21 protein-coding genes are annotated in these 18,648 nt (G+C 42.5%); 11 read left to right on the top strand and 10 right to left on the bottom strand.

Annotation, left to right across the window (positions count from 1 at the left end):
• Positions 1-395 precede the first annotated feature (395 nt).
• On the top strand, positions 396-719 hold the full coding sequence (locus BP896_RS04995) for a hypothetical protein (RefSeq protein WP_291766375.1): 324 nt from the start codon (positions 396-398) through the stop codon (positions 717-719).
• 96 nt (positions 720-815) lie between these two features.
• On the top strand, positions 816-2,060 hold the full coding sequence (gene aroA / locus BP896_RS04990; RefSeq protein ID WP_291766373.1) for a 3-phosphoshikimate 1-carboxyvinyltransferase: 1,245 nt from the start codon (positions 816-818) through the stop codon (positions 2,058-2,060).
• Positions 2,061-2,233: 173 nt separating this feature from the next.
• Here the strand turns inward: aroA and BP896_RS04985 are convergent, their stop codons facing one another.
• Positions 2,234-2,662, bottom strand: coding sequence for a universal stress protein (locus BP896_RS04985; protein WP_291766372.1), 429 nt, complete (start codon positions 2,660-2,662; stop codon positions 2,234-2,236).
• 108 nt (positions 2,663-2,770) lie between these two features.
• On the opposite strand from BP896_RS04985, the gene BP896_RS04980 reads away from it, so the two are divergent.
• On the top strand, positions 2,771-3,217 hold the full coding sequence (locus tag BP896_RS04980; protein ID WP_291766370.1) for an RNA-binding domain-containing protein: 447 nt from the start codon (positions 2,771-2,773) through the stop codon (positions 3,215-3,217).
• On the opposite strand, the gene BP896_RS04975 is transcribed toward BP896_RS04980, so the two are convergent.
• A complete protein-coding gene (locus BP896_RS04975) occupies positions 3,214-4,860 on the bottom strand; it encodes a B12-binding domain-containing radical SAM protein (RefSeq protein WP_291766368.1) in 1,647 nt (548 codons plus the stop codon). The genes BP896_RS04980 and BP896_RS04975 overlap by 4 nt on opposite strands.
• 148 nt (positions 4,861-5,008) lie before the next feature.
• Here BP896_RS04975 and BP896_RS04970 point away from each other — a divergent pair, with 148 nt between their 5' ends.
• Positions 5,009-5,248 carry a hypothetical protein gene (locus BP896_RS04970; RefSeq protein WP_291766367.1) on the top strand — a complete coding sequence of 80 codons (240 nt, stop codon included), beginning with the start codon at positions 5,009-5,011 and terminating at the stop codon, positions 5,246-5,248.
• Positions 5,249-5,294: 46 nt separating this feature from the next.
• On the opposite strand, the gene BP896_RS04965 is transcribed toward BP896_RS04970, so the two are convergent.
• From BP896_RS04965 to BP896_RS04955, 3 genes are read right to left on the bottom strand one after another with little or no spacing between them, the layout of a single operon-like run.
• Positions 5,295-5,582 (bottom strand): DNA-directed RNA polymerase subunit H, encoded by a 288-nt coding sequence (locus BP896_RS04965; RefSeq protein WP_291766366.1) that lies wholly within the window; start codon positions 5,580-5,582, stop codon positions 5,295-5,297.
• 2 nt (positions 5,583-5,584) lie between these two features.
• The gene (hsp20, locus tag BP896_RS04960) at positions 5,585-6,115 is read right to left on the bottom strand and encodes an archaeal heat shock protein Hsp20 (protein ID WP_291766364.1); all 531 of its coding nucleotides are present in this window, start codon (positions 6,113-6,115) and stop codon (positions 5,585-5,587) included.
• Positions 6,116-6,173: 58 nt separating this feature from the next.
• On the bottom strand, positions 6,174-6,980 hold the full coding sequence (locus BP896_RS04955) for a shikimate kinase (RefSeq protein ID WP_291766363.1): 807 nt from the start codon (positions 6,978-6,980) through the stop codon (positions 6,174-6,176).
• A gap of 52 nt (positions 6,981-7,032) precedes the next feature.
• Between BP896_RS04955 and BP896_RS04950 the strand changes: the two genes are divergently transcribed.
• Positions 7,033-8,043: a hypothetical protein gene (locus tag BP896_RS04950; RefSeq protein ID WP_291766361.1), complete on the top strand. Its 1,011-nt coding sequence runs from the start codon at positions 7,033-7,035 to the stop codon at positions 8,041-8,043.
• Between the two features lie 51 nt (positions 8,044-8,094).
• On the top strand, positions 8,095-8,391 hold the full coding sequence (locus tag BP896_RS04945; protein ID WP_291766359.1) for a hypothetical protein: 297 nt from the start codon (positions 8,095-8,097) through the stop codon (positions 8,389-8,391).
• Positions 8,392-8,437: 46 nt separating this feature from the next.
• On the opposite strand, the gene porB is transcribed toward BP896_RS04945, so the two are convergent.
• Genes porB through BP896_RS04925 form a run of 4 tightly spaced genes read right to left on the bottom strand, consistent with a single transcriptional unit; the run spans position 8,438 to position 11,506 of the window.
• Entirely contained in the window at positions 8,438-9,385 is a 948-nt protein-coding gene (gene porB, locus BP896_RS04940) for a pyruvate synthase subunit PorB (protein ID WP_291766378.1), read from the bottom strand.
• Between the two features lie 17 nt (positions 9,386-9,402).
• Positions 9,403-10,626: a ferredoxin oxidoreductase gene (locus tag BP896_RS04935; RefSeq protein WP_291766357.1), complete on the bottom strand. Its 1,224-nt coding sequence runs from the start codon at positions 10,624-10,626 to the stop codon at positions 9,403-9,405.
• On the bottom strand, positions 10,623-10,946 hold the full coding sequence (locus BP896_RS04930; protein WP_291766355.1) for a 4Fe-4S binding protein: 324 nt from the start codon (positions 10,944-10,946) through the stop codon (positions 10,623-10,625). Before BP896_RS04930 ends, BP896_RS04935 begins: the two co-directional genes overlap by 4 nt.
• Entirely contained in the window at positions 10,943-11,506 is a 564-nt protein-coding gene (locus BP896_RS04925) for a 2-oxoacid:acceptor oxidoreductase family protein (protein ID WP_291766353.1), read from the bottom strand. Before BP896_RS04925 ends, BP896_RS04930 begins: the two co-directional genes overlap by 4 nt.
• A 350-nt stretch (positions 11,507-11,856) precedes the next feature.
• Here BP896_RS04925 and BP896_RS04920 point away from each other — a divergent pair, with 350 nt between their 5' ends.
• The 5 genes from BP896_RS04920 (at position 11,857) to BP896_RS04900 (ending at position 17,211) form a co-directional block, all read left to right on the top strand.
• Positions 11,857-14,724 carry an RtcB family protein gene (locus BP896_RS04920; RefSeq protein WP_291766351.1) on the top strand — a complete coding sequence of 956 codons (2,868 nt, stop codon included), beginning with the start codon at positions 11,857-11,859 and terminating at the stop codon, positions 14,722-14,724.
• 72 nt (positions 14,725-14,796) lie between these two features.
• The gene (locus BP896_RS04915) at positions 14,797-15,216 is read left to right on the top strand and encodes an aconitase X swivel domain-containing protein (protein WP_291766349.1); all 420 of its coding nucleotides are present in this window, start codon (positions 14,797-14,799) and stop codon (positions 15,214-15,216) included.
• Entirely contained in the window at positions 15,161-15,445 is a 285-nt protein-coding gene (locus tag BP896_RS04910) for a hypothetical protein (RefSeq protein WP_291766347.1), read from the top strand. Before BP896_RS04915 ends, BP896_RS04910 begins: the two co-directional genes overlap by 56 nt.
• Before the next feature lie 40 nt (positions 15,446-15,485).
• Positions 15,486-16,199, top strand: coding sequence for a HesA/MoeB/ThiF family protein (locus BP896_RS04905; RefSeq protein ID WP_291766346.1), 714 nt, complete (start codon positions 15,486-15,488; stop codon positions 16,197-16,199).
• A 58-nt stretch (positions 16,200-16,257) separates the two neighbouring features.
• A complete protein-coding gene (locus BP896_RS04900) occupies positions 16,258-17,211 on the top strand; it encodes a mechanosensitive ion channel family protein (RefSeq protein WP_291766345.1) in 954 nt (317 codons plus the stop codon).
• Positions 17,212-17,227: 16 nt separating this feature from the next.
• Here BP896_RS04900 and BP896_RS04895 read toward each other — a convergent pair.
• A partial coding sequence (locus tag BP896_RS04895; protein ID WP_291766344.1) for an FAD-binding protein occupies positions 17,228-18,648 on the bottom strand: 1,421 nt, incomplete at its 5' end.

Here is an 18,648-nt window from a genome sequence, read left to right as displayed (position 1 = left end):
GCTATTATAGCGTTGAGGAGGAAGTAAAGCCTTAGGTAAAACTTAGGTTAAAACTCAAATTATTCTTTTATTATTAAATAGATTCAGCCTGGTTTAGACTAATCATTTGTTCATTCCTACCACGCTTCATCACTGTACTGTTGTTCCGCTTAGAGATAAAAGTTTATTCCTAGTGCTAGTTCTATGATTTATTCTTGGCTATTGATTCAGATGCTTTAGCTTCTGGGATTAGGGCTGTTTATTTTAATGATTAATTCTTAGTATGAGGTTAAGGATTCATGAGGATTATTGTGCATATTCCATTTATGTAATTCTATTTATTATTTAAACTATGTGTATTATTGGAAAACACTTAAATAACCTAATTAAGTAACCCCAGTGAATAGGGGGTTGGCGTGAAGATTACTGTTTCAGGAACCCCGACTGTGAAGGTTCAGTATTGTATTGGGGCAAGTTGCCAATACTTTATTTGCATTAAGAAGGCTTTAAGGTTTGTTAAGGGTAAGGCAATCTGCAGCTTAACTAATGATCCTTGTATTGGTTATAGGTGCCAGTATGCATCATGTAGTGCACATGCCATGGCGCCTAATGGAGAATGCACGTTAAATCAGAGGGATAGGAATGTGAGGGAGTTGACTGATGAGGCTAAGAAAATGGAGAGGGATGTGTCTAAGATTAAGAGCCACCTAAAGAAGCTTGGCCTTGATGATTACTTGTAATTAATCTTAAGTAATGGAATTTGAATTAAAGTATTTTTATGGGTATTCAATTTCAATGAAATATATTTAATAATTCAGGGTTTGGCCTCTTATTGAATGATTGTTAGGATTAGCAGGTCAGTGGCATTAGGTTCAGTGGAGGCTCCTAGGTCAAAGAGTTGGGCTATTAGGTTAATATTATTATCAGCGATTAGTGATAAGGAAACTATAATATGCGGTATACCGGATTCTGATGACGCTGATGCCGCCCTAAGGATGGTTGAGGTCTTAGGCTCAACGGTGGTTAAGCAGGGTGATTGCATTAGGGTAATCCCTAATTCAAGGCAATGCGGTGGCTATGTTAATGTTGGGGGATCTGGGACAGTTATGAGGATTGGAGTAGCCTTGGCTTCATCATGCAGGAACCCAGTGGTTATTGATGGTGATGAAACCCTTAGGAGGAGGCCAATACGGGAGTTACTGGAATCATTAAGGAAACTGGGGGTTAATGTTGATGGTAATTCATTACCTGCAGCCATTAATGGACCAGTTAAGGGTAATTACGTTGAGATTAGGGGTGATTTAACAAGTCAATATATTTCAGGATTAATGATGCTTGGCCTAGTGTCTGGTATTACAATACACGTAATCGGAGATTTAGTATCTAGGCAGTACGTGGAGTTAACCAGGAGGATTATTGAGGAATCAGGGTGCAGTGTAGGAATAAGTAATAATTTAATCAAGGTTAATCAATGTACGCCAAGGATCAGTTTAAGTAATGTACCTGGTGATTACGCCTTATCAGGATTCTACGCGGCCTTAGCCTTAACTACAGGTGGATCAGTGACGGTAACTGGGTTACCGAGGCCGCTTGGTTATGGCGATGATTCACTAGTAAACTTATTTAATGATGTAGGTGCACGTAGTACCTTCAATAACGGTAACTGGAGTGTTGGGGGTAGAGAAGTGCTAAAGGGTATTATGGTTGATTTAAAGGATTCCCCTGACTTAGCCCCTGTAATAGCCTCAATTGCGCCCTTTGCAGTGGGTGATACAGTGATAACTGGGGTTAGGCACCTTGCCTTCAAGGAGAGTAATAGGCTGGTGACCATATCAGAATCCTTAAAGGCATTTGGCGTTAATGTTAACCAAGGTGGTGACTTCCTAAGGATAAGTGGATCAATAACACATGGTGCATTAATTAAGTGCCCAAGCGACCATAGGATTGCAATGATGAGTAGTGTAATTGGTGCGGGTTCTGACGGCGAGACCATTATTCATAATGCTGAGTGTGTTAATAAGAGTAATAGATTATTCTGGAGGGATCTGAGGAGGCTTGGGGTTAAAGTAATGGTGGATTAAGGAAATCAGCTGCGAGAAGAATCCTCACTACGTCAGTCCTGCAGATTCATCACAATTACACGTAGGGTTTATGTAAGGTGCTTAAAAATTCACCCCAGGAATTATGATTCCAGGCGCTGGTTAGCTTAGGGATTTTATGCAATACACTGGGTTCCTTTTTTAATAAAGTAACCTCACTTGACCACTAATACAGGTTTGCCTGAATGCCTCACAACCTTCTCTGATACTGAGCCTAGTAGGAATCTGGCTAAGCCCCTTAAGCCTCTTGATCCAACCACTATTAAATCCACGTTTAACTTATCCGCATTTTCAAGGATCTTATCAGCAGCATTACCCCTAGCCAATATGACCTCAGCATTAACACCTGCTTCAGATGCCTTAGCCTTTGCCTTATTTAATATTTCATTACCTATTTTAACCATGTCCTCGATCACATTAACCATGATCGGCATTGTTGATGCAGCCATAGCAACCTTATCCTCCTCAACCACGTGAATTATATATAGGCTTGAGTTAAATGCCTTAGCCAACCCTATAGCAGTTTCAAGGGCCTTATCCGAGTACTGGGAACCATCCGTAGCAACCAATATTTTACTGAACATAATTCCGCGGTTACTCTACTATTTAAAAAGATAGAGCCTCATACGTGTTTGTATTAAATTGGATTTAAAGCATGTTTATAAACTGCCCCCTCCTCTAGATATTGACCCATGTGCTTAATAGATAGGATAGATGTGGAGACTCATGCACACGCCACGGAGGATTATGATAAGGTTATTGCAGCGTTAATTAACCTACTTGGATCATCAGTAATTAAGCTTATTGAGACTAATTCACTTAGAGGTCATTATAAGAATCCAATTAAGGTTTTTAAGCTTACCTTAAGGTTAAGGGACTGTAGTAATGATAATTTAATTAGGAGTATTGCAGCTAAGTTGACTGATGATGATAAGAGACTCCTCAAGATTTCACTGGATTCAAGAATTAATGGTAATAAGCTTTACCTACGGTTTGATAAACAGAGGCTTTACTTAAATACTGTAATGCTGAGTGATAGTGATGATGTGGTTAGGGTTATTATACACATTAACCCAATTAGATTAAGGAATAGTAATATGATTAATGTGTTAAGGGAATTGGGCCTAGTAATTGATTAAGAATCATCATTAATATTGATTGATATTTGGCGTTTACTTAAGTCCCATGCGGCTGAGGCTAATTTATGAATGAACTCCTCACTGTACTCGCCTATTTGACCAAGCTTAGCCTTATACCTACGCAGTACTGTATTGAATGCGAATAGGCTTATGCGCCTTATAATGAACTTAGCTATTATATTCTCCATACTATCCACTATTAACTCCACTGACCTTATGGCTTCCTCCATTGATTTAATTAAAGCCTTGAGTATGAACTCCCTCCTAAGTGGGTCGTCAATCATCTTGTCTAGAATTGTGAAGTCCCTCCTCCTGAGGGCGCCCATTGGTATGAATGGTAATGGGAATGTTAATATCCTGTACTTCCTTAACCTATCAAGTAATTCAATACTGGCTGCAACATCTTCATCCCTCTCCCCCGGTAAATTAAGTATCATAGTGCCAACCACAACCCACCTATTGTCATTAAGTATACCAACAGCCTGCTCCACAATGTCAGGGTACTGCCTTGGAGTGAATGGCTTAGCCTTACCAGCCATAAGCATATTAAGTAACCTTGGGGACCCAGTCTCAATACCCATCTCTATGAAGCTCCACTCACCACCCTCATTCATGTACTCCCCCACGAACTTAACCAGGTCAGGTGCCTGAACCACCACTGCGGCTGTTGTGAAATCAGTGTGTAGCCGGTATTCATCCCCATAGCGTTTAATCAATTTATGTGCTTTAACCACAAGATCCTTAACCTTATCTGGGTTAGGGTCAATGGACTTAGCCCCATATCTGAAGAATTCCTCACTATGAAGTGTAATACTCTTATGGCCTCCCTTCTCAATATTAATTATTATCTCCTTATCTATGTGTCCTTCGAATGGGAATGAAGAAATCATCCCATTTAAGGTAGGGGTACAGAATTCACAGCCCCTACCACAACCCCTAGTGACCTCAACTAAGCCACCTATTGATGGTGTAACTATTGTTGGCACCTCCTCAATGCTTGGTGGCTTACTGTTAACTATCCTACCTCTAATATCCTCACCCTTAAGTATCCTCTCAAATAGTATTGGGCCATAATTCTCGAAGTTACCCTCATAGACTATATCAATACCTAACTTCTGCCAGGCCCCAGTATCCACAAGTTGCCAAGCCGCTGGTCCACCAACCACAAGCTTAATGTGGTCCTTATGAGCCTTTATGGCTGGGTGCTCAATAACTTCAAGGAATGACCTAGCTATGTAAGGTAGGCCCCTATATGGTAAGTCAGCTAATTTAAGGATCCAATATAGTATTCCTGAACCATAGCTAAGGCCTAGGGCATCCATAGTGTAGATGCCTACTATCCTTGTTCTTGGGCCAATAACCTTATGGAGCTTATATGGGCTGGCTATTATTACATCATCCCGATTAAAGCCGTAGTTAAGTAGTGATGCCTCAACCTTAGCTAAGCCATATGGTGCCCTCTTAACTCTACCTTCCTTATCACTACTTACGTTAAAGAACCAGTGCGCTATCCTCCTCCTGAAGTAATTCTCAGGTATTGCGCTGGCGAAACCCACCACTGATGAGCCATATGTATCACTTGCAGTAGCTATCTCGCTAGTTAGAACTATTGGGTAGCCATAATTGCTTGACTTAGATATCATTACCCCAACTATATTGCCTTACATATTTAAAGCTTTCCATGCTGTTTAAATCTATTGGTTAAGATTTCTGACGAATACATTAACGGCAATCAACTAATATTCGGGAGTAATAAAAAGATTTATAAAATAGGGAGGCATGGCTTCACCCATGTCCGAGGAAGGATGGCAACTGCCGGAGGATTGGGAGTACTCTGGTGGCGTACCTGAAAGGATGCTGAAGCTTAGAGTTAAGTGCCCATACTGTGGACATGTGTTTGAGCTTGAATTAGCTGAATCATGGTACAACATGGGTATGTCTGTTGCATGCCCAAAGTGCGGTAAGGAATTTTCAGTAAGCCAATATAGTGAGGTATTGGGTGAGGTTAAGCCTAAGAAGCAGGCTAAATGAATGCTTAAAATACTTAACGTATGAGGTTGGTTAAAAAATAGTTGGTTTAACCTGGGACAACGAACCTATAAACCTCGATTTCACCTGCTGTTGGGGATTTCCTAATTATCTTAATTATATCTCCAGGCTTAGCACCTAGGCTTCTGACTAATGGATCAGTGCTCCTTATCCAGGGTAATTGCCATGGTGCAGCGTTAAGCCTTCTAAGTAATGCCTTAGCATTATCCTTAGGTACAACTTCAGCCTTAGGCATTAATTCATGGTTAAGTACCTTCTCTAAAACCTCCTCAGCCTTAGTCTTACGCCTCCTCTCAGTTGTACTTTTCCTGGGCATGACTACTCAACCTTAATCCTGGTGCCCCTACTGCCTTTACTCCGCTTCGGTAATTCTATAGTTAAGACCCCATTCTTATACGATGCCTTAGCCTTACTTGCATCAACCTCGGTGGGTAATTGAAGCTCCTTCCTATAACTCCTATCACTCCCCTTAGCCTCAACAATAAGTGTTCTCCCATCTGGTTCTACGCTGATGCTTATATCATCCTTATCAACACCAGGCATATCCATTATTACCTTAACAGTATCCTCCTCCTCGTAAACATCAGTTAATGGTTCAGATTCCTCACTCACTAGGGGCCTACTCCATGGCCTAACGTTACCAAACTCCTTAATCTTAGGTTTACCATCAGGACCCATTGTTATTTCAAAACCATAGTAATAAACATTACTCTTCCCCTTCTTCGTACCCTGCCTCTCACTTAATGGCCTTAAAGTATCCTCAATCTCCTTCTCAACCTCCTTTTCAAATTCCTCAACAAACTTCCTCCACTTCTTAAACCATTCATCAAAGTCCTCAAACCAAGACATAGTAATCTCAGTTAAGCTAGCTTTAAAAACCTATGTCTTTGGTTAAAACTAGGTAATGTTAGATGCTTAATACTGGAATAGGCTTAGTGAGTGTTATGTAACCCCAATGCTTATTAATGTAATCAATGAAAGGCCCCTCCTCACCAACCTTAAACACTGCGTAAATTGATGGCCCATTACCACTCACGCCAGCGGCTAAGGCCCCACTACCTAAGGCCTCACTGATTGCGCTTAATTGTTTAACATAACCCAGCGCCTTAGCCACCATAATACCGTTAATTGTTGCGGCTTCCCATAACTTACCTTCCAATGCCCAATGCATTAAATCATGGTAGAGGCTTCTTAAATCCCTGAGGGCATTAATATTAATGGGTTTCTTACCCTCCTTAAAGCCTGTTACAACCACTACTACATCATTGGGTGGGTTAATGTGCTTAATTACCTTCATAAGCCGATTATCAGTTAATACTACTCCTCCTAGTAATGATGCTGATGCATCATCAAAGGCCCCTGTTATTGATGAACCATGAACCTTAGTCGCCTCAGCAGCAATCCTAATTACATCAATTTTACTTAACTCAGCCCCAGTGGCCTTCGCTAATGCATAGGTTACTCCAACAGCCACTGCACTATTACTCTTCAATCCACTGGCCACCGGCACATTACTGTTAACCCTAATGCAGTACTCTTCCCTAACCCCTAATTTTGCTGAGGCGTATTTAACTATGAATGAGGTGAACTCATCCATTGGGCATTCACCCTTACTTACACTAACCCTAACAGGTAAATCAATAGCCATAGTGCCCCCTCTTAATGATGGTATTGCATTAATTATTGAGACACCCCCATAGGTCGTGTACTCCACGGTGAAGTTACTGCAGGTTAGTTTAAAAGGTTGCTAAAGGATGCTGATGCTAATGAAGATTAATGAGGGTAAGAATTTCGTTGAGTTGACTGTGGAGAGGGTTGAGGACCTATTCATACTTTACCTTACTCTTAAGCCAGGTGACTTAGTTTACTCTTGGACTGTTAGGGAAGTTAGAGGTAGGAGTGGGGAGCGATTTCGTAGAGAGAAGGTTTACCTGGGTATTAGGGTTAAGGAACTTGAATTCCATGAACCCAGGGGTGTTTTGAGGGTTAGGGGGATTATTGAGGATTATCCTGAGTGGCTTGAGGGAGCTGGTGGAAGTTACCATAGCCTTGAAGTGGGGATTGGTTCAATGTTGAAGATTATGAGGAGTATTAGTAGGGATTACCTTGAACAGTTAATTAACACGCTTAGCTCCGGTATTAAGGTCATCATTGCATCAATATCCATCGAGGAAACCACAGTAGCATTGGCTACTAGGCTTGGTGTAAGCGTTATTGCTACAATTAATAATAATTATATTCAAAGTAAGGAGAGCGGGGGGTCATTAATTAATCAGAGGTATATTGATGATATCTCCAAGGTTGTTAAACAATTGGCTGAAATTCATAAACCCAATGCCTTAATCATTGCCGCTCAGGGAATGCTAATGAATAGTATTCCCAATATTGATGTTAAGGGAGTAATCATTGAAAATGCCATTGTTTCTGAAGGTGGATTAAGCGGTATCTATGAGGTTGAGAGGAGGGGCTACTTAGATAAGGTTGGCCTTAAGTTAGGTTATAATACTGTTAATAGAATTATGGAGGAGTTAAGTAAAGGCAGCGGCTTAGTGGCCCTTGGTGATGAGATTTATGAAGCCTTAAGCATGGGGGCAGTTGACTCAGTGGCAATGCTTGATAAGCTTTTAATGGAGAAGGCTGAGGAATCCAGGCGCATTGTAGATGAGTGTATTAGGACTAGGGCTAAATTAGTGATAGTGCCTGAGGGTAGTGAGGCAGGTAAGCTACTTAGTGGATTAGGGGGGTTGGCGGCATTACTTAGATTCAGGATTAAGTAGTGCACTGGATAAGTGATTTAAATGCATGGTTAAAGCTAGTGGTGACCTAGTATGGTGAGCGTAAGCTATAGTAAGCTTAAGAGAATTGCTACTAGGCACCCAGCCTACAGGATGATTGAGAATGGCGATAATATTGAGGTGTTATTTTATCCACCAACGGAGGAGTCTGCATCCTCAACATCAGAGTTCGAGAGTAATTACGGTGAAACCATTATTAGGGTAGTGGGATTAAGGAGGGGTGAGATTGTTGAAATCACCGACGCCTTTGTTGAATCTGGGAACACAAAGAGGAGGTTAAGCCCAGATGAATTAAGCTTCTGGGCTAATGAAATTGAGTGGCTTGCTTAAATGATGATAATAGTTAATAACTTTAATGCTAATAATTAGGATTTAATTAACCAAAGGCCTTAAGTAGCCTTATTAAGTAATCCCAGTAATTATCTACTTCAGCCTCCATCGCCTTAATCTCATCCTCCTTCATGTGCGCAAACCTACCCTGGGGCTTAATGTAATTTATAAGCGGCTTCCTCTTTGACTTATCAATATGAGCATTACTAGGTGGATTAAGCCTGAATTTGCCGTGATCCCACTCATAAAGTGGGAATACCCCAGTATCCACAGCTAGCCTAGCTATCTCAACCGTCTTACTTTCATCAATTCTCCAACCTGGTGGGCATGGAGCAAACACATGTAGGAATGCTGGCCCTTCATCCAATGCATCAAGCGCCTTCTTAACCTTATTCATGAAGTCAATTGGGTACGCTATGCTTGCTGTGGCGGCGTATGGTATCCGGTGGGCTATGACGATGCTCATTATATCCTTCTTACTTTGAACCTTACCCCTAATCTTACTGCCTACTGGTGATGTAGTGGTCCATGCGAAGCGCGGCGTACCACCTGAACGCTGTATGCCAGTGTTCATGTACGCCTCATTATCGTACAGCACATATAATACACCATGGCCCCTCTCCAACATTCCGCTTAAGGCTTGAATACCAATATCGTATGTTCCACCGTCACCAGCCAGGGCAATTACCTTAGCCTTAGTATTAGCTATACCCTTCCTGTTAAGTGCCTTTAAAGCAGCCTCAATCCCTGATGCAACAGCAGCCGCGTTCTCAAAGGCTACGTGAATGTAAGGTACAGCCCAGGCAGTATATGGGTATTGAGTTGAGGTTACTTCAATGCAGCCAGTGGCGTTAGCTATTATTGTGTTTGGTCCAGCCACCTTAAGCATAAGCCTAACCGCCAGCGATGGTCCGCAGCCAGCGCATGTTAGTTGACCAGGCCCAAAATACTCCTCCTTAGGTACATCCCATATGGTTCTTATACCTACCTTAATCTGCTTAGCCATCCCCATCACCTCAACCCCATGAATAATGATTCCTGCGGTGATTTACCAACTTTAGCAATATCCTTAAGCCTATAGTATAATTCATAGAAGTCCCTTATGTACATTGTACGCTGTGAGAGGCCATGTATTACTGAGAGCATTGGCTTATCGATACCAGCCATGTGTAGGGCTATGTAGACGTCCTTAAAGACCGGCCCCTCTATGGGTGAACCTGGCGCCACAGCCCTATCAACAACAGCAATAGCCTTAGCATTGGAGAGTGCCTTAGTAAGATCATCCGCTGGGAAGGGCCTAAAGAGCCTAATCCTAAGTACACCAGCCTTAAGCCCCCTATCCCTAGCCTCCTTAGCCGCCTCAAGGGCATTCCAAGTTGCTGCACCACCGTATGTGACTAGGACATAGTCAGCATCATCAATCATGAAGCCCTCTACAGGCTTATATGATCTACTGAACTTCTCATTAAATTCAGAATCCACTTCATTAATCACACTCCTAGATAACTTAAGCGCATTAATAGCCTGGTACTTTATTTCATAGTACCAGTCAGGGGTTGCTAAAGCACCAATTGTTGTTGGCTTCTCAGGGTTAAGGATAGGCCTAGTATTGAGCCTCCTGGGCGTGAATTCACGTACAACCTTAGGGTCATATAACTCAACAGGCTCGGTGGTGTGGCTCATTAAGAAGCCGTCATAAGATACTATAACTGGTAATTGAACCCTAGGATCCTCAGCAACCCTGAAGGCTTCAATAATAGTATCATAAGCCTCCTGGGCGGTGGACGCTATGTAAATAATCCATCCAGTGTCCCTAATGTTCATTAAGTCTTGGTAATCACCATGTATACTTATGGGGGCTGATAAAGCCCTACCTGGCACTGCCATAACTATGGGTAATCTTAGGCCTGAGGCTATGTGAAGTATTTCATGCATTAACTCAAGGCCTTGAGCAGACGTAGCTGTGAAAACCCTAGCGCCGGCTGCTGATGCACCCACTGCTGCTGATAAGGCACTGTGCTCTGATTCAACAGGAATGAACTCCGCGTCAAGTTCCCCATTAGCTACGTATTCGGCTAACTTCTCGATTATGGTTGTCTGAGGTGTTATTGGGTATGCTGCAATAACGTCAACGTCAACATCCTTAACCGCTTGGGCTATGGCGTAATTTGTCGTTAAACCCTTTTTCTCAACAACAATACTACTCTCCCTCTGCTTTTCAAGTACCTGCGTCATTGCTGAACCACCTCAGGCACCATTTTTATTGCCTTAACTGGGCATTCATTTGCACATATGCCACAGCCCTTACAGTAATCATAATTAACCTCAAATGTAATATTATACTTCCTCCCATTCTTAGCCACATAGGGCTTATCAAGCTCAAGTATCGCTGGTTCAGGGCAGTAGAGCCAGCATATGCGGCATCTAGTGCATGCGTCTTGGTTTATTACTGGCCTTTGGGTCCTCCATGAGCCAGTCTTATTATTAATGGAATTCTTAGGCTCAATTATGTAACCCCCTATGGGTATTTGGGTCCAGGACTTGAGCTCACTCATGGTATCACCCTAGCCAACTTATATGCCTCATCAATTGCTTCAGCATTTAATTGACCGACTCTCCCCCTGAAAGTGCCCTTAATTAACTCCTTAACCACCTCAATATTAATCATCCCCACTACCCTCAGTAATGCACCAAGCATCGGTGTGTTTACTATGGCCTTACCTAGGTACTTCATTGATATACCGTAGGCATCTACGTAAACTACCTTACCATTAAACTGACTAAGCATTTGCTTAGCATAATCCTCACTGGAGTTTATCACTATTGTACCATTTGGCTTAGTTATCTTAGTTATGTTGAATAAATCCACAAGCCTTGTGTCGAAGACCACTGATATATCAGGCTTCTCTATGGGTTCCCTGATACCAAGGTACTGGTTAGCAATCCTCACATAAGCCCTAACAGGGGCACCCCTACGTTCAGCCCCATATTCAGGGAACGCTGATGCGAAGAGGCCACTATGTATTGCAGCTTCAGCTAAAACTTGCGCTGCAGTAACTGCACCTTGCCCTCCTCTGCCGTAGAACGTTATGTCTATGCGGCTTAAACCCTCCATAGCATTACCTTTTCAAGAATGCCTTATTAATCTTTCCTAGGTTAAAAAATATGGAGAGATTCCATCGGCTGTATCCTTATGAATTACCAAATTATATTCAATGCATTTAGTCATGGCTTCACTAATGTTTTAGCAATAATAACTTAGCATTAGTTATAATATAGATCCACTGTCACCGCATTATTTATAATTATAAATAGGCATGAAGTCATGGCAATCAAGGCGGATGCAATTTAAGTAACCATGTAAGTGAATCAAGGATGCGTTTAATAATGACTAAAATACTTAAGCTAAGTAGCTGAGTAAAAAGATTTAAAACCACCAAGCTATGGATTACTGAGATTAATAATATGGTTCCACCTTTAAGAAAGATAGATAAGTTCATTTGGGAAATACCTAAGACATACAAACCATGCATGAAGGTTCCAGCTAGGATATTTGCTGATGAATCATTAATAGAGAAAATGAAGACTGATTCAACACTTGAACAAGCTGCCAACGTGGCATGCCTACCTGGAGTGTATAAGTATAGTATAGCGCTACCTGATGCCCACCAGGGCTACGGCTTCCCAGTGGGTGGTGTGGCAGCTGTTGATGCAAATCAAGGTACAATAAGCCCAGGGGGAATAGGGTACGATATAAACTGCCTGCCACCTGGTACAAGAATACTCACTAGGTTCGGCTACACAGTACCCATAGAGTCACTGATTAAGGGTGGTGAGCTTGTCTCCATTGATAGGGATACCAAAGTACCTAAACACACTAAAGTTAAATTATTCCTTTGGAGGAGTGAGAATAAACTTATAGTTATTAGAACCGAGAGCGGGCATTTACTTAAGGCATCTGCAGATCACCCAATCTTAACACCCAAGGGTATGATAAACGCCGGCGATTTGAGGGTAGGTGATAAGGTAGCTTTATACCCATTTGAGGGCATGCCCTATGAGGAACCACCTGATAAAGTTATCCTAAGTGGTAATGAATTCCCAGATGCAATAGCCAGGGAGTTGAGGAAGAGGGGCCTACTCCCATTAACTGCAAGAAACCCGAAACTACCCATACTACTTAAACTACTTGGCTACTTTATTGGTGATGGATCATTTAATGGAGTAGAGGGCAAAATTACCGCGTTCTACGGTTCAAGGGAAGGCCTAGAGGAGATTAAAAGGGACGTAGAAGAGCTTGGTTATAATGCGAACATATATTGTAGAGCTAGAAGAATAAGGATTAACGGTAAAGGGACTGGGAGCCATGAGTGTGTGCTGCATGTATCCTCAAGGAGCTTTAAGGCTTTATTAATAGCATTGGGCGCGCCGCAAGGTAAGAAAACTCACATACCCTTCAGGGTACCAGGCTGGATAATGGAATTACCGCCATGGATGAAGAGGCTCTTCCTAGCTGCATACTTTGGTGCTGGGATGAGTAAGCCTATTACGATTAATGGCTACAACTTTAAGCATCCCCACGTAACTATATCTAAGGTGAGGGAGCTTGAGGGGAGTGGCTACGGCTTCCTTAATGACATAGCTGAATTACTGCATGAAATAGGCATTGAGACAGGCTCAATACAGAGGATATACTCAAGCGGTGATAGGGTATGGCTTCGCTTACACATATTATCAACACCTGAGAATCTGGTAAGGCTATGGAGCAGGGTAAGCTATGAGTATAACCCGGAGGGGAAGAGGTTAGCCAATGCTGCGGTTATATGGCTTAGGCTCAAGGAGAGGATCATTAATTCACATGAAGAGGCTAAGCAATTGGCCGTTGCCACGGCTAAGGGCGGCTACGCTAAGTCCAGTGCAGCCTCATTAACGTTAGAGTACGTTAATGAGGGGTTCATTGAGCGCAGTATCCATGAGGGTAGGGTTGATAAGCCTAGAATACCTAGGAGCTTCCCCGCATTTGAAGAATGGTATGAGGATAGGGTCGATGGTGACATTGTATGGGACGTAGTGGAGGAGGTGAGGGAGGAGCCTTTTAATGGCCTGGTTTACGACTTAACAGTTAATGATGAGGCCCATGACTTTGTCGCTAATGGGTTTGTTGTATCTAACTGTGGTGTTAGGGTACTTAGGACAGATTTAACTGAAGATGAAGTCAGGCCTAGGCTTAGGGAGCTGGTTAATACGATTTTTGAATTAGCCCCAGCTGGAGTGGGTGAGACAGGGAGATTACATTTACCGATTAGTGAATTAAATAAGGTGCTTGATGAGGGTGTTAATTGGGCTATTAGGAATGGTTACGGTTGGGCTGATGATAAGGATTACATTGAGCAGAATGGTAGTTGGGGCCTCGCGGACTCAAGTAAGGTTAGTCAAAGGGCTAAGGAGAGGGGGAAGGATGAGATTGGGACCATTGGTTCAGGTAACCACTTCATTGAGATTCAGGTCGTTGATAAGATATTTAACCCAGATATAGCTAAAGTCTTCGGTATAGAGAGGGAGGGCCAAGTACTGGTCATGATTCACTCAGGTTCAAGGGGTTTAGGCCATCAAGTGGCCACTGACTACATTAGGATTGCTGAAAGTAAGATGAGGCAATGGGGCCTTTACCTACCTGATAGGGAATTAGCAGCCTTACCATTAACAGCGAGGGAGGCGCAGGATTACCTGAACGCCATGGCTGCCGCAGCTAATTACGCATGGACTAATAGGCATTTACTTATGCATTGGGTTAGGGAATCCTTCAGGAGGGTTTTCGGAAGGGACCCTGATAAATTAGGTATGAGGATAATTTATGATGTCGCCCATAATATAGCTAAGTTTGAGGAGCATTTAATAGATGATGAAGGCCATAGGGCTAAGGTTTGGGTACATAGGAAGGGGGCAACGAGAGCCTTTCCAGCTGGTAGGGAGGAGATACCTAAGGTGTATAGGGGGATTGGGCAACCGGTCCTAATACCTGGAAGTATGGGTACGGGTTCATATATTCTCGTTGGCTTTGAGAAATCAATGCAGTTAACCTTCGGCACTGCTCCACATGGCGCTGGTAGGCAGATGAGTAGGTCAGCAGCAGTTAGGAGCCTACCACCAAGTAAGGTTAAGGCAGCGTTAGAGTCAAGGGGTATTATTATTAAGAGCGCTGAATCAGAGATAATAAGTGAGGAGGCTCCTGAGGCCTACAAGAACGTTGATATTGTGGCTGAGGTTTCCGATGCATTAGGTTTAGCTAAGAAGGTTGTTAGAATGAGGCCAATAGGTGTTGTTAAAGGTTAAAATAATACCATTATAGCTTAATCACTGGAAGCTAAAACGAACCCTTATTAAGGCGCTATTTAAGGCAATTAAGTGCGTGTGTTTAAAGGTAATACAGTTCACGGTAATGGTATCGTGTCAGGGGAGTTAATTGCCATTAATTCTCCAATATCGTTCCTAGGCGATGTTGACGGTATTAGGGGTATTATTAAGGTTAAGGGAATGGAAATAAGCATAGCTGGCAAGGTCTTTGCATTACCATACTCCACTGGTTCAACGGTGGGTCCATATGTAATGTATCAGTTAGCTAAGTACGGTAAAGCACCGTTAGCCATACTTGCCGCTAAGCCGGATACGTTAATGCTAGTGGGGTCAATTATGGCTAACATACCCTTAATTATTAATATTCCCGAGGAAATACTTAACTACAGTGGATGCGTAGTTGAGGTGAATCTAAATGAGTCAACAGTACTCATCCCAGATGAGTGCAAGGCTAGCAATGCTACTGCTTAGAGAGTTGGCGTATAAGGGTGGTAAAGCCAAGTTAAGGTACCTTAAGGTTTATAGGACAATACTTGAGTGGGGTGGGGGGAATTACGCTGCATACATACTTAGTAGGCTTAAGGATGGTTCATTAATTAGGATCGAGGGTAACTACATAGTGCTCACCACTAATATTCAACCCAGCAACCCCACTAGGCTTGAGAGGGAGGCTAGGGAAATGCTGATTAAGGGAGTATGAGTAAATATATTTATTCTACTGCACTAATCCATTTAGGATAATGATTAGTAGCGATAGGTACGTCAGGCAATTGCCTCTATTAGGCATTGATGGTCAAAGGAGGCTAAGCAGTAGTAGTGCCCTAGTGGTGGGGTTGGGTGGATTAGGTTCATTAGCATCAATGTACCTGGCCGGTGCAGGGGTTGGTAGGCTAATACTTGTTGATTTCGATACAGTAAGTATAAGTGACCTACATAGGCAGTTACTGTACACCACTAGCGATATAGGTAAGAGTAAGGTTGAGGTGGCTGAGAGGAGGCTTAGGGAAATTAACCCAGGGGTTAAAATTGAGGCTCATCAAATGGTGTTAACAAGGAATGAAGAATCCGAGGAATTAGTGGCTTCAGCAGATGTAATAGTTCTGGCTGTTGATAATATGAAGACTAGGTTTGATGTTGATGAATTAGCCAGTAAGTACAATAAGCCAATAGTTAATGGTGGTGTTGATGGGTGGTTTGGATTAGTAACCACGGTGTTGCCAGGTAAGACACCACGGTTAACTGAAATACTAAACATAAAAGGCCTGAACCCAGTATCATGCGCGGAAGGCTTATGCAACGCAGTGGTAGGCCCAGTGGTAGGTGTGGTTGCATCCTGGCAGGCATTAGATGCATTAAGAATACTTGCTGGATTAAAGCCAACGCTAGCTGGTAAGCTACTTATAATAGATTCAAGTAGGGGAATAATTGATGTCCTACCAGTATTCAGCCCTTAGGGGTTTAAATGAATGTTTAAATAATAAGGTAAATAAATCCCTTAATTAATGAGAAATTGTGAAGGCTAGTAGCAACCAAGTGAAGCAGGGACCGCCTTTATCATCAGTGTTAAGTAAGATAGTTAAGAGCTGGATTCCAATAATAATAGCAGGCATTGTAGTTTACATCATATACCATTTAACCATCTATACATTTAATGTTTTCCCGCAATTAGCCTACCTAAGGAATTACGAGTACTTGATTAGGCTTTCATTGGTGTTAATAATTGGTTCAGTATTAATACTCACAACAAGTAGGGAGATAACTAAGGCCCTTTACCCATATGACCCTCATACAGCCACTGCCTTAAAGTTTATCCTTCAACTCCTAATAGCACTAGCAGTCATAATATTCGTGACAGCAAGCATAGTTCAGTATAGCCCAGCCGCCGCGGCCTTAAGCGGTACAATAATAGGCCTAGTGCTTGGCCTAGCCTTCCAGCAAACTCTTAACGATGTAATATCAGGTCTCGTACTACTGATATCTAAACCCTTTAGGCCAGGGGAAAGGATAACCTTCTTAACTTGGCGTTATGGGTTACTTAGGACCACGTATCCCACTGAGGGTATTCCAAATGGCTTCACTGGAACAATAGTTGACATGGGGTTAATGTACACGACCATTGTGCTTGATAATGGTGAGGTAGCTAAAGTACCTAATTCCGTCCTTAAAGATTCAATGATAATTAATCAAAGTGATGTTAAGTACCGTGTAGTCAGAGTTAGGCTTGATTTACCTGTTAAAATACCTATAAGTGAATTTGAGAATGCCTTAAGGGAATTACTGATTAATGATAGTGTTAAGGGCATTAAGGTGCTGGCTGAGGAGACTTGGCAGCAGCTTGAAACATACCAAGTAGCCATAGTAGCTTACGGCGACTCCAGTGTAAGTAAGGAAGAGTTAAAGAGCCTCGTGTTAGAGAAGGCCATTGAGGTTAGGAGTAAGTTGAGCCAACAAAAGTTGAATCGATGAGTAAGGTGTATGTTACCTAGTACTTCCTCTCCTCAGGTTTCCAGCGAGTTATCTTAACCGGTGAGTAACTTATCCTCGGCTTATCTCCAGCAGTGTAGAAGAGTAAGGTATGCTTAAGCCAATTAACATCATCCCTCTTAGGATAATCTAACCTATAGTGAGCACCCCTTGACTCAGCCCTATTTAACGCAGCTATTGTTATTAACTCTGCCTGCTCAAGGAGGAAGTCCAACTCCATAATGTCCTTAAGGTTCTGGTTATATATCCTACCATCATCCTCAAGCCTAACCTTAGCAAACCTCTCCCTAAGCCTCTTAATACTTGTATAAGCCTCCTCAAGAGTACTTTTATCTCTAAACACGTAGACGTTATTATCCATTGTTGAATTCATCTCAGCCTTAATATCATACGGATTCTCACCCCCAACCTCCTTATGAATCAATTTATCAAATACCCTACTCTCCTCCCTAGCTGCCAAGTCCTTAATTGATCCATCAAATTCCGGTTCAGGGGCATTGAGTGCATATTGTGCAGCTAATGCTCCAGTTATCCTACCCCAGACTAGGCATTCTGATAGTGCATTACTACCTAGCCTATTGGCTCCGTGTATACTTATAGATGCAGCCTCACCCGCAGCCCAGAGGTTAGGTACCCTTGTTGTGGTTTCATCAAGCATTACTTGCCCATTAATGTCAGTATGTATTCCACCCATCATGTAGTGCATTGCTGGCCTAACTGGAATAGGCTCATCCACTGGATCAATTCCAAGAGTCTTCATCACTATTTCCCTAATCATGGGTAATCTACTTTCAATCCTCTCCTCACCCAAATGCCTTAAGTCAAGTAGCACATAGCATAGCCCCGTCTCCTCATCAATGAATCCCCTACCCTCCATGCACTCTGTTACTATAGACCTACTAACTATGTCCCTTGGGGCCAGTTCCATTCTACTTGGCGCATACTTCTTCATGAACCTCTCCCCATCCTTATTAATTAAGTAACCACCCTCACCCCTAGCTCCCTCAGTTATTAATATGCCATTTGGGACTAGGGCAGTTGGGTGGAACTGGGGGAATTCAAAGTCCTTAAGTGGTATACCAGCCCTATAGGCTATTGAATATCCATCGCCAGTGGAGGAGTGGGCCATTGTTGTAAAACCATATACCCTACCATTACCACCTGTAGCTATTATACCTACCTTAGCCAAGAATACCTTAAACTCCCCTGTCTTAAGGTCAATTACTGTGAATCCCTTAAAGGTGCCATTCTGCATTATCATTGATGTGGCGAAGTGCTCATGGAACATTTCAACATTCTTAAATCTAAGCGTATTATCATAGAGGGTACTCAATAGGAAGAATCCACTCTTATCCTGGGCGAAGGTTGTCCTCGGTATCGTCATTCCACCAAAGGGCCTTTGAAGGATCTTACCCTGGG

It is taken from the genome of Caldivirga sp. UBA161 (assembly GCF_002506515.1).
Classification (GTDB): Archaea; Thermoproteota; Thermoprotei; order Thermoproteales; family Thermocladiaceae; genus Caldivirga.
The sequence above is the reverse complement of the archived record's forward strand: the minus strand, read 5'-3'. Positions and strand labels throughout refer to the sequence as shown.